Annotated in this window: 7 protein-coding genes and 3 pseudogenes; 3 read left to right on the top strand and 7 right to left on the bottom strand. The window is 63.7% G+C overall.

Translation table 11 applies throughout. From position 1 onward, the window contains the following. Nucleotides 1–28 precede the first annotated feature (28 nt). Nucleotides 29–466, bottom strand: a complete 438-nt coding sequence (locus FG154_RS19735; protein WP_145111684.1) for a hypothetical protein — start codon at nucleotides 464–466, stop codon at nucleotides 29–31. Nucleotides 467–742: 276 nt separating this feature from the next. Between FG154_RS19735 and FG154_RS19730 the strand changes: the two genes are divergently transcribed. After that, nucleotides 743–1039: a hypothetical protein gene (locus FG154_RS19730; protein WP_108222291.1), complete on the top strand. Its 297-nt coding sequence runs from the start codon at nucleotides 743–745 to the stop codon at nucleotides 1037–1039. Here FG154_RS19730 and FG154_RS19725 read toward each other — a convergent pair. The 3 genes and pseudogenes from FG154_RS19725 to istA form a co-directional block, all read right to left on the bottom strand. Then, a complete protein-coding gene (locus FG154_RS19725) occupies nucleotides 1036–1449 on the bottom strand; it encodes a hypothetical protein (protein WP_145111682.1) in 414 nt (137 codons plus the stop codon). The genes FG154_RS19730 and FG154_RS19725 overlap by 4 nt on opposite strands. Nucleotides 1450–1460: 11 nt before the next feature. Continuing rightward, nucleotides 1461–2651, bottom strand: coding sequence for an AAA family ATPase (locus FG154_RS19720; protein WP_186312462.1), 1191 nt, complete (start codon nucleotides 2649–2651; stop codon nucleotides 1461–1463). Between the two features lie 1019 nt (nucleotides 2652–3670). Then, nucleotides 3671–4664: pseudogene (gene istA, locus FG154_RS21265) on the bottom strand (IS21 family transposase); the annotation flags it as partial. Between istA and FG154_RS21260 the strand changes: the two are divergent. Both FG154_RS21260 and FG154_RS21255 read left to right on the top strand, forming a co-directional pair. Further along, nucleotides 4663–4749, top strand: a pseudogene (locus FG154_RS21260) (ATP-binding protein); the annotation flags it as partial. The pseudogenes istA and FG154_RS21260 overlap by 2 nt on opposite strands. Before the next feature lie 137 nt (nucleotides 4750–4886). Then, nucleotides 4887–4976, top strand: a pseudogene (locus FG154_RS21255) (AAA family ATPase); the annotation flags it as partial. 285 nt (nucleotides 4977–5261) lie between these two features. Here FG154_RS21255 and FG154_RS19695 read toward each other — a convergent pair. From FG154_RS19695 to FG154_RS19685, 3 genes are all read right to left on the bottom strand, one after another. Next, on the bottom strand, nucleotides 5262–5789 hold the full coding sequence (locus FG154_RS19695; protein ID WP_246100476.1) for a hypothetical protein: 528 nt from the start codon (nucleotides 5787–5789) through the stop codon (nucleotides 5262–5264). 426 nt (nucleotides 5790–6215) lie between these two features. Further along, the gene (locus tag FG154_RS19690; protein ID WP_108222296.1) at nucleotides 6216–6917 is read right to left on the bottom strand and encodes a response regulator transcription factor; all 702 of its coding nucleotides are present in this window, start codon (nucleotides 6915–6917) and stop codon (nucleotides 6216–6218) included. A gap of 468 nt (nucleotides 6918–7385) precedes the next feature. Further along, a partial coding sequence (locus FG154_RS19685) for a putative bifunctional diguanylate cyclase/phosphodiesterase (protein WP_145111673.1) occupies nucleotides 7386–8951 on the bottom strand: 1566 nt, incomplete at its 5' end.

Raw genomic sequence — 8951 nt, 5'->3', positions numbered from 1 at the left:
GACGCGGCCTCAAGGACGCGTTCGTCGTTCAGGCCGCGGCCTTGTCACGCTGACCGGCGGCGGCCGCCAAGCCGAGCACCGTGTCTCTGAGCGCCGCCCACGCCTCGGCGCCCTCTACCGCCGCCGCCACGTGCGAGCTGAGCGCCCCTTTCGCCCTCAGGAGCGTCCCTGTCTTCACGGCGTCCAGCATGACCCTCAGGGCCCGCTGCTCACGCGAGAGGAGGGTCCGGAGGACGGCAGGGCGAACGTGCTGCTCGCCGCTCGCCTCCCGCAGCCGGCCGCGCTGGAGGCGGCGGTCGGGGAGTTCCTGAGCGGCTGAGGCCCATGAGGTGTTCAGCGACCGGTAGTGCTGGCCCTTCGAGCCGGTCACCTTCACTGAGAGGTCCTCGAGCACCTTGTTCAGACTGACCGCCCCCGACCTTGAGGTGCAGGCAAGCCGGTGCGCCTTGGCGAAGGTGCGCCTCATGAAGGGCCAAGTGCCACCGGTGTTGCGCGGCGTAGTCGAACCCCAGCGCATCGCAAAGGAGCCAGTGAAGCGTTTTGCCGGACGCGTGGCGCGACTGAGCTTGGAGCTCACGAAGCGAGAGCGGGTGCGCGCAGGTGAATGCGAACATGTGGATAACTCCTGTCGTGGTCTTGCGACAGGATACCTATCGACCAGATAATCGCGAAATCGCCGCCACCAACGCCCCTTCATATATGGGGAGTCAGGTTTTACCCATGTACGGTCCTCGATTATACCTTGCGCATCCTGAAGACCACGGACGTCGTCGACATTTCCGACGACATCGACAGCCTGCTTGCGCTTGCCGCTCCGTCCAGCGTGCCGGAACTGGAAAAGTGCCGCGTCCGCACGTTCGCGGCGGCGGCGATGTCCTTGCTGCTCCCAGCGACCGCCGCGGAAGTGCGCCGCGAGTTCGACGCGCTGCAGGCCGTGACCCGGGAGCCGCCTCTGGCCGAGCAGCTCTCCGGGGTGGCGCACGATGACCTGGCCCGCGCCATCGTCGCGCTTTCCGTACGTGAGGCCGTGCTGGTCTAGTGGAGAAGGCCCGCCGCCGCAGCGGCGCACCAGCTCATGCCGAGTCCAGCAGCGAGGATCCAGAAAGCTGTCGTCCCGAGGTTTGCGATGGTAAACGGGAATACGAACACCACCACGAACGTGAGAAGCATGACGACCAACATATGGATCGCAAAAGCGAACGTGACTGGAATGTGCTCGTACCAGCGCTGAAATTCCCCCTCCGGCGACAGCAGCACGAGCAGCGCCGCCGTCACCGGAAGGTACGGCAGGTAGAGCCACGGCCGAGCGGAAATGAAGCCGAACCTCCACACCGCCTGCACGCTGTGGATGTCATGGAAGACGTCCAGCATGTCTCCGACGATGCTGAACGTCAGGAATGCGTGCAGGATCGAAAGGCCGAGGGCGACGAGAGCAACGAGCGCAATCATTCATGAATTCCTTAGTGGAGGATTGGTTGGCGGGAAATGGCTCGGAAACGGGCCTTGATGCGATCGATGGCCCGGAGGGTCAGCCGGCCAGCTTCGATGCCGGAAACCACCGAAGCGATGACGGTTTCATCGACGGCGAGGTCGCCGAGGGCTCTCGCCACCGTGCGGCGCAAGTCATCCCCTTCAGGATACCCGACCTGAAAGACCGTGACGCGATCCAGCAACGCCGGCGGTAGGCCGGACAGGCTATTGGCCGCCATAACCCACGACACGTAGCTAAGGTCGAGCTCAGACTGGAGGTAGGGGCAGCGGTATCCGCTGGCCGTTGACCGCTGCAGAAGCGGGAGCAGGGCTTGACGGGCGTCCCCTCCGCTGCTCGCGGTCACCTTTTCCGCCTCGTCGAGCAGGATCATCGGGTTTGCTGCCCCGCTCTCCGCGATCAGCCGACCGGGTTCTCCGATATGTGAATTGCGCCACTGAAAGTCGGTTCCAGTGATCTGAAACGCGGCTGTCATGGTGGACCCGTCAAGCCTTGCTGACGCGAGGCCCGCCATGCGAGCGGCGCTCATCAGAAGATGGGACTTCCCGGACCCCGGTCCGCCGAGCAGAATCAAATGCCCAACCGAGAACCCACGACCTTCTTCGATTGAGTCCAGGGCGGTCTGGCGCATGTATTCAATGGGCTCAGCGAGCCAAGGGCTTTCTGCGTACAGCTCCGCGAACAACTCATCGACGCCGGTGCGATCTTCGGGACCGGCCAGTCGCTTCGGTTCCGCCAGACGAAGGCGCAGCTTGTCGCGCATGTCGCCAGACCGCCCGATCTTCTCGACGTCCAACCCCGTCGCGCGATGGACGACGACGTGTCCAGCCGGAACAGGTGCAGGCTCCGCCGGCGGAGCGGCTGGAGCTGTGCCCCCAGCCACTACACTCGAGGCCTGTCGGATCAGCTCTGAGCGCTGGTCTCGCACCGATCTCGAAAAGTCGGCGTCCTCCCGGCGGCGGTTCAGGCTCTCAATCGCCAGCTGCACGAGTTCCGAGCCGCACGACGCATCGAACATCGCGCGGAAGCTCCGCAGGCCGTGCCCGCGGCTGTCGTAAAGCGCGCGCTCCTGTGCGAGGTCGTGACGAGCAGAAAGGAGCTTCTCATAACTCGCGGACCACTCAATCCGCAGACGGGCGGGAAGCAGTTCGTAGCCCCGCATCCACTCGAGATCATCTTCTGAAAGCATATTTCACGCGGCCGCACTGGGCGGCTCCCTACCGATTAAACAAGAAGGTGAGTGGTAGGAGGCCAGGGATTTGAACCCTGCCGTTCACGCTTGTCCGGCGCCATCTCGGGGATATAAGACCCGACCGCACGACCAGTGCTGCCTCCCTAAACGGAGGTCAGCGTATCGACTGGTTGAGGGTGCGCAGGTTGCTCATGCGGCGGATCCTGCCGCGCTCCGATTCTTCTGTCAACAGGAAATATTTTTGCCATTCGGGCAAATTTAGTAAGTAATCGACCCCCGATTTCCGGGGAAACTTTTGTCCGTGTATTTCGAAGTAATTTATGGCATCACGCGTAATAATTTTTCGCGATTTGCGAAAGTCTTCATCAGCGTTTCGCGAAATCTTTTATGACTTATTTGTGAAAATATTTGTTGCGATATGCGAATTAGTTTGTCCGATTTATTGCGAAATTTATTGTCCGCTGGCTTGGCGCGAAAACCACATAGTCGGAATTCCGGATTTTTAACCTGCTCAGAGAAACGTCAAATAGTTTGTGGCTTTTCTTCAGCTGCGCGAGCGGCCCGCACGGCGCCCCAGCAGTCGCTCCAGCCGGCCACGGCGGAGGCATGCGCCGCTGCCAAGTCCCGGTAGGTGTCGCCTTCGGAGAGCCGGTGGCGCGTGGCCGGGTCTCGGCAGTCGAGGAGCGGCAGGACCGGCGAGGGCTGTGGAGCCGGTGCTGCGGAGCAGGCGGCCAGGGCGGTCAGCACGAGGAGGCAGGCGGTGCGGGTCATTCGAGAAGGCCCTCGGGCAGCCGTCGATCGAGACAGCCGTCGTCAGCCGTTCGACCGACGGCGGCCAGACGCGCCTGCAGTGCGTCAGCCTCGGCCGCGGCCTCTTGAAGCCTGCCGGCCATGGCGACCTGGGCGCGTCCGAGCTGCGCCGTCCGCTGCCGCTCCGCCGCCAGCTGCTCCGAAATGTCAGCCCTGGACCTCCAGAGCGACACGCTGTCAAGGCGGCGGCCGACGGCATCGTAGAACTCCAGCGGCCGGCGCAGCCCCTGTCCAGGCATCTGATGCGGCGGTCGCGGAGGCGGTGCCTTGCGATGGGCCGGCTCGACCCGGCGCAGGGCCTTGCCCTCAAGCACCGGATGGCCGGCGATCAGCTTGCCTTCCTCGAAGATCCTGATTTCCGTGGCATGGTGCTGGATCTCCAGCGTGCGCCGACGTGCGGTGTCCGGCACCGAGTAGAAATTCCCGCCGACCGAGACCATGCCGTCCTTGGCTCGCGCGGCGCTCCACCGTCAGCACCGCGTTGTAGGCGATGGCGGGCAGCGGCTTCAGGCTCGGCCGTTCCTCGGCGAAGGCTCCGTCCACGATGCGTCGCGTGGTGGCGTGAACACGAGGATTGGCCACCTCGGTCCGCCAGGCGTCGAACTGGGCGTTGAGATCATCGAGGTTGCGGAAGGTCCGGGCCAGGAAGAAGTCCTGTCGGACATAGCGGAATGGCCTCTCGATTTTTCCTTTTCGCGCGATAGGGGCGGCAGGCGCGCGGCTGGCGCCGTAGTGGTTCAGCAGCGTCACCAGCGCGGCGTTGTAGGTGATCACCCCGTCGTCCTCGCCGATCACCGCGGTCTTCATCCGGTCGTAAAGGATCTCCTCTGGCACCCCGTCCATCGCCTCGAAGGCGCCAATGTGGCAGCGGAGAACCGATTGCAGGTTCTGGCTGGCGACGAACCGCCCCCAGAGCCAGCGGCTATGGCCGAGGACCATGCTGAACAGCCAGACCTTCCGGATGGCCCCGTTCGTCGGGCGATCCTTCCCCCGGAAGGATCGCTGTCCCTCCTAACCGTCGCTGAACTCGACGGTGAACTCGGCGAAGTCCATCTGTGCCTGCCGGCCCGGAGGGGTCTCGAAAGGACGTTCGAAGCCAGTCTGCCGCGGGGGCCGGACCTCGCGAAGGAAATCCGTCACCGCCGTGTATCCGCCCCCGTAGCCCATCTGCCTGCTCCACCACAGCCATGTCGTCCAGATCCAGGGCGACAGCTACCGGCTGAAGGAAAAGCGCATGGCCGGCATCATCGGCGCCCAGCCCTCAAAGGAGACCCTCGCCGCAGGCCAAACTGCGCTCGGGTTATGTGACGACCCCGCGCGCTCTGGCCTGCTCATCACCCGGGTGGACCACTCTTACTTCGGCCAAGTGGGCCAGTTTTGGACCGGCGTTGACAACACGACGTCCTCGGCGAGCCGACCTCTGCCGACGCCATTCTCGACAGGCTGGTTCACAACGCCTACCGTATTGCACTGGATGGCTCCGCACCACCAGCGCCCTTGCCGCGGGCCTCAATGAAGAGAAGCCCCGCAGGCCCCTCACGAAGGTGGCCGGATGTTCATGGAACGGATGGCCAGATGCCGTGGAATGCGCAGCCCGGATGCAGAAACGGCCCGAGATTGCAGGGAAGATGGACCTTTCGGTGCTACCGGAAGTACGGCTTCGCGGGGCTGGCCTGATCTCATCCCGCCGAGCCCTTCGGAAGCGTGATCGGCCGGAAGGTGTGAAGAGGCATCCGGCTCTGCAGGCGCGGATTGGCTGGCAACCGCGGCTTATATAAAGGGGTTTCGGTACTGCTCCGGGCGTGCGAGCGGCTCCTGGCCGAAGAGCGCGAGGCTCCGGGGGTCGCTCCTGCGGTTGTCGAGCACTTCCGCGATTTCCGCTGGATCCTCCAGGAAGAGCCAGCCGGCGAACTCCGCCTCGGTTACGTCTGCGAGGATGATGCGCTGTTCGGGATGAGGGGCGCACCAGGCGGCCAGCGCGAGAAAGGCCGCTCCGCGGCGCAGATCACTGGCGCAGAAGAGGCGGGAGACGATCGGTACGGAGGCGCGCCGCTCCAGTTCCCGGGCGGCCTCGAGTGCCCAGCCATCGAAGGGACGCGATTTCCCGCTTTTTCCGGCAAGGTTCGCTTCTTGCATGTCGCCGCCATTCATCGGGCGATTCTGATCCGGCGGGGCGTCTTCTTCAAGCGCCAGAAGTCTAATGAGGGGTGCGGCAGCCAATCCGTTCGCCTTGCACTTGTATTTCTCGTACATTTCGGGCACGATTTCGTGGCTTGAGTTGTTCTCTTTGCGTGTCATGCTCGCTCTGGATGAGTGGCTGAGGCGTGAGAGAGTAATTATGCAGAAAGTAATCCGTACAGTATGCACAATACCTGTAATCCTCAAAGGCCCTCTTCAGTCAGCTTGACAACTTGAGGGCCAGAGAAGGGTTCCCATGAATTCTCTTTCTACCAATTCGCGCTGGGGCGATGATTCCATCACCCTGCCAGCTGCCGCCTTGGCCTGAGCAGATGCAGTGGGCGGGGCCGGGCCGGTTCTTCAAATGATCAGAGCGACGCGGTCTGTCGGCCGTGGGGTGTCCGGGAGAAATTCGGGCTGCGCTCGTCTGGCGCGGGTCCCGGCTTCCCGAATCCTTTTCCATGCGCTTCGGGATTGTCAGGGCAGCGACTCCTGCTGCGCGTGCCCTTCACCTCTGGACGCCGGCCTGGTGGCCGGCGTCATCGATCAGGCGTTCATTCCGCTCCGGGGGGTCGGGGCCGCCGCGGCATTCTCGGTTGCCTCACGTCCCCTCTTGGACGTCGCGGTGGAGCCGTAGCCGAACTGGGAGGCCACCATGGCCGCCTGGGTGCGGTTTTTGACATTCAGCTTGGCGCAGATCGAGCGCACATGCATCTTGACCGTCACCTCCGAGAGGCCGAGGTTCTGGGCAATTTCCTTGTTCATCAGTCCGGCCGTAAGGCCTTGCAGAACTTCGAGTTCCTTCGGCGTCAGTCCCCGCTCGTCGGAGGCACTCCGTCGCGGTGTCAAACGCAGGAAGGCCGGCAGGTAGGTTTCGCCTGCCAGGATGAAGTTGATGGCATTCACGAGCGAACGGGCACCCTGGGACTTGTCGACATAGCCCGCAGCCCCTTTTTCCAGTGCCTCGATGACGACATTCGGAGCGGCGCCGCTGGCAAAGAGCACCACGGGCTGAGTCTGGTTCATCTCCACCAAGCGCGCGAGCGCATCAAGGCCCGGCATCATCCCTGGCAGGAGCAGATCGAGGAGGATCAGGTCGAAGGGGCCGTGGCTCCTGATGAGCGCCTCCAGTTCTTCGACGCTTGCGGCCTCGAGGATCTCCGCGTCCAGCTGAGGTGCAAGATAGGCGGCAATCACCTCCCGGACTAGGCACTGGTTTTCCGCAAGCGCGATCTTTCTCTTCTGCATCACTGTCTGTTACCCTTCACCGGCGGTTGAAATACCACTGGACAGCTCCATTCTTCTTTTCGGCACGGTACCTGCGCGAAGGCAGCGCTGCGGGGCACGGCGCATGATCAAAGGAAGGCCCTACCGCTTTCGATGCGGCTAAGATTGAACTATCCGCGCATAACATGTGAAAAAACGCATGGCATCTTATCTCCTGCGAGCAATCACTATCGCAAGTATTAATCGAAAGTTAAAAGATGACTCAAGGCTGCCATGCAGGCGCAGCATGGAGGAGGTTCCCGGATGCCGGAAATCAACTTTACGATGAAAATTGGGCAAATGCAGCGGGAATCGCTTTCAGGATGGACGGAATCGGCCACCATTGCCCGGCAGGGATGAGTTCAGCCTGTTGCGTTCCTGCTCGTCGCTGCCACCGGAGCCACTGTGGCCCGGGGGATGTGTAATTTTGACGCATCCGGCGGTCTTCAATCAGCGCCCGGAACAAGACGCGGCCTGTGGCCGATCTTCCGGCCGGGAAACATATGTGGCCTCGAAGATCTGAGGGGGCAGGGGAGGGCTGGAGAGGTAGCCCTGGATGCGATCGCATCCGGCCGAGCGCAGCCATTCGCGCTGAGCTTCCGTCTCCACGCCCTCGGCCGTCGTGGCCATTCCCAGCGTCCGGGCGAGGCCGAGGATGGCCTGGATGAGGGGCCCGCTGTGACGGGACCCACCGGAGTCGAGGCCGGCGACAAAGCTCTGGTCGATCTTGATTTCCGAGACCTCCATGCGGTGGAGGTAGGACAGGGAGGCGTAGCCTGTGCCGTAATCGTCGATGGCGATGCCGATGCCGGCCTCTCGCAAGGCGGCGCTGTTTCTGGTGGCTGTCTCGGACTGGGCGATCAGGGAGGTCTCTGTCAACTCGATCACGAGCAGGCGGGGGTCGACCTGTTCCCGCGAGAGACATTCCAGGACATTGTGGCCAAAGTCTGCACGAGCAAAACTTTGGGCCGAGACATTCACCGCAAGCCGATGGCGCCAGCCCCGACGGGCCCACTGGGCGAGCTGACGGGTGGCGAGGGTGAGCACCTGGGTGTCGATGTTCAGGATCAGGCCGGTTTCCTCGGCCAGCGGAATGAACTCGTCGGGTCGCACCTCGCCCAGAACGGGGTCTGTCCACCGCACAAGCGCCTCGGCGCCGGTGAGGCGGTTGGTGGCGTCCAGAGCGAACTGCGGCTGGTAGACGAGCCGCAGCCGGCTGATTCCTGTCCCGGCAAGCGCCTGGCCGATCGCACTTCGTCGCTCTTCGGCTGCGAAGAGCTCCTGCGACAGCACGACAGTCTGGTTGCGTCCGCGGCTCTTGGCGGCGTGGAGGGCGATGTCGGCCCCGGTCATCAGCACGGACATGGTGGTGCCATGGGCCGGGGAGAGCGCAATGCCCGTCGAGGCGGTGAGATTGATCGGCTGCCGGTCGCTTCCGATCGGCCGGGCGACCGCGCGGCGCAGCCTCTCGGCCAGGGCGACGGCGTCTTCACGCTCCAGCCCAGGCGCAAGCAGCATGAACTCGTCCCCGCCCATCCGGGCGACGAGGTCCTGCGGACGTGCGGCTTCGCGCAGGCGCCCGGCCAGAACGCGCAAGGCTCGGTCGCCTGCTTCGTGGCGCATCGTGTCGTTGACGGATTTGAAGTTGTCGAGATCGAGCATGATCAGTGCCAGGGGTGGTCTGCCGGGATCTGAATCCAGCCGGGCCAGCAGGTCCGCCCTCAGAGCGCGGCGGTTGGCCAGGCCTGTCAGGGGGTCCTCGGCCGCAAGCCGGCGCAGTTGCTCGGCGCTGGCTTCGGCTGCGGTGATATCGGTCAGCGAAAGCACAATTCTGGCACCCTGTGGGGCCGCAGGCAGGGGGGCTGCATTGATGGACAGAATGCGCCGGCTGCCGTCGGGAAGACGGACGGCATAGCGCAGGTCGTGCTGATCCTGCCCTGTTGCGGTCACGAGGGCAGAGGGCTGTGTTTCGGCGTGCAATTTTGACCCCCCAGGCGGGGTGATCGGCGTCCAATT

Origin of the sequence: Cereibacter sediminicola, from assembly GCF_007668225.1 — a bacterium.
GTDB lineage: Bacteria > Pseudomonadota > Alphaproteobacteria > Rhodobacterales > Rhodobacteraceae > Cereibacter_A > Cereibacter_A azotoformans.
Note: the sequence above shows the minus strand (reverse complement) of the source record. Positions and strands in the feature narration are given on the sequence as shown.

Coding starts and splice junctions, on each gene's coding strand:
- FG154_RS19735 (WP_145111684.1), bottom strand. CDS start 466: ATGAGGCGCACCTTCGCCAAGGCGCACCGGCTTGCCTGCACCTCAAGG.
- FG154_RS19725 (WP_145111682.1), bottom strand. CDS start 1,449: ATGATTGCGCTCGTTGCTCTCGTCGCCCTCGGCCTTTCGATCCTGCAC.
- FG154_RS19720 (WP_186312462.1), bottom strand. CDS start 2,651: ATGCGGGGCTACGAACTGCTTCCCGCCCGTCTGCGGATTGAGTGGTCC.
- FG154_RS19695 (WP_246100476.1), bottom strand. CDS start 5,789: ATGACACGCAAAGAGAACAACTCAAGCCACGAAATCGTGCCCGAAATG.
- FG154_RS19690 (WP_108222296.1), bottom strand. CDS start 6,917: ATGCAGAAGAGAAAGATCGCGCTTGCGGAAAACCAGTGCCTAGTCCGG.